The sequence below is a fragment of the Pseudomonas edaphica genome, assembly GCF_005863185.1.
Taxonomy (GTDB): Bacteria; Pseudomonadota; Gammaproteobacteria; order Pseudomonadales; family Pseudomonadaceae; genus Aquipseudomonas; species Aquipseudomonas edaphica.
This window is the reverse complement of the sequence record NZ_VBVZ01000930.1, coordinates 1-1,631: the sequence shown is the minus strand read 5'-3', so window position 1 is coordinate 1,631 and position 1,631 is coordinate 1. Positions and strand designations below refer to the sequence as shown.

General features: G+C 60.4%; 2 protein-coding genes. Both read left to right on the top strand.

What is annotated here, in order from left to right:
* Nucleotides 1-555 (top strand): carboxy-S-adenosyl-L-methionine synthase CmoA (cmoA, locus tag FEM54_RS32190; RefSeq protein WP_138454238.1); only part of this gene is annotated, 555 nt, incomplete at its 5' end.
* Nucleotides 552-1,508 (top strand): tRNA 5-methoxyuridine(34)/uridine 5-oxyacetic acid(34) synthase CmoB, encoded by a 957-nt coding sequence (gene cmoB / locus FEM54_RS32185; protein ID WP_138454237.1) that lies wholly within the window; start codon nt 552-554, stop codon nt 1,506-1,508. The genes cmoA and cmoB, both read left to right, overlap by 4 nt.
* The last annotated feature ends 123 nt before the right edge of the window (nt 1,509-1,631 follow it).

Genomic DNA, 1,631 nt, shown 5'->3' with positions numbered 1-1,631 from the left:
CTCGGTTCGTCCCTTGGCGCCGTGACCCAAGCCTTGCGTCGCCACGTGCGCACCGACGGCTGCCGGGTGATTGCAGTGGATAACTCCGCCGCCATGGTCGAGCGCTGCCGCGAATACCTCAACGGTCAGGACTCGATGTTCCAGGAGTTGCTGCCGGTTGAGGTGATTGAGGGCGACATTCTCGCGCTGCAATTTAAGCCTGCTTCGGTGGTGGCGTTGAACTTCACCCTGCAATTTATCGCGCCTGACCAACGCCTGGCCTTGCTCGGGCGTATCCGCCAGTCGCTGCTGCCAGGCGGGGCGTTGATCCTTTCGGAAAAGCTGCGTTTCAACGATCCCGAAGAACACGCATTGCTCACCGACCTGCATATCGCGTTCAAACGCGCCAACGGCTACAGCGAACTGGAAATTGCCCAGAAGCGCAGCGCCATCGAAAACGTCATGAAGCCCGACAGCCTCGAAGAACACCGCGAACGCCTGCTGGCGGCCGGGTTCTCGAAAGTCGTGCCGTGGTTCCAGTGTCTTAACTTTGCCTCGTTGATTGCCTTGCCATGATTGATTTGTCCCCCCTCGCCCGCCACTTGGTCGGTACTCCTCTGGCCGTATGGGCCCAGGGCCTGCAAGCGCAGCTCGACAGCAAAATGGAAAAGGGCCATGGCGACCTGGAGCGCTGGCAAAGTGCGCTGGACGCACTGCCGCAGATCCAGCCCAGAGAAGTCGATTTGCTCAATGGCCTGACGCTTGATACCGATTGCGACGAGGCTACCCGCGCACAAATGCACACCGCCCTGATGGGCCTGAGCCCGTGGCGCAAAGGCCCGTTCAACCTGTTCGGCGTGCACGTGGACACCGAATGGCGTTCGGACTGGAAATGGTCGCGGGTGGCGCCGCACCTGGATTTGAAGGGCAAGCGCATCCTCGATGTGGGCTGCGGCAACGGGTATTACATGTGGCGCATGCTCGGCGCGGGCGCCGACAGCGTGATTGGCGTAGACCCGAACTGGCTGTTTTTCTGCCAGTTCCAGGCGGTGCAGCGCTACTTGTCCGAGCCGAGGGCCTGGCACTTGCCGTTCCCGTTTGAGGACCTGCCGTCGAACCTGGAAGGCTTCGATACGGTGTTTTCCATGGGCGTGTTCTATCACCGCCGCTCGCCAATCGAGCATCTGCTGGCACTCAAGGACACACTGGTCAAAGGTGGCGAGTTGGTGCTGGAAACCCTGGTAGTGGACGGCGATCAGCAGCAAGTGCTGGTGCCGGAAGACCGCTACGCACAGATGCGCAACGTGTGGTTCCTGCCGTCGGTGCCGGCACTGATGCTGTGGCTGCGCCGCGCGGGTTTCAGTGAAGTGCGTTGTGTGGATGTGAGCGTGACCACGGTTGAAGAACAACGCGGTACCGAGTGGATGAAGTATCAGTCGCTGAGTGATTTCCTGGACCCGGATGATCACAGCAAGACCATCGAAGGGCTGCCGGCGCCGATGCGGGCGGTGATTATCGCCAAGAAATAAACACTGATGTCCCTGACTAAATGGGGATCAAAATGTGGGAGCTGGCTTGCCTGCGATGGCGGCCAGCCCGACAACTCATCAGTGACTGATGCACCGCTATCGCAGGCAAGCCAGCTCCCACAT

Bases quoted from the DNA above. Each gene is read 5' to 3' on its own strand.
- cmoB (WP_138454237.1), top strand. From the start codon at position 552: ATGATTGATTTGTCCCCCCTCGCCCGCCACTTGGTCGGTACTCCTCTG.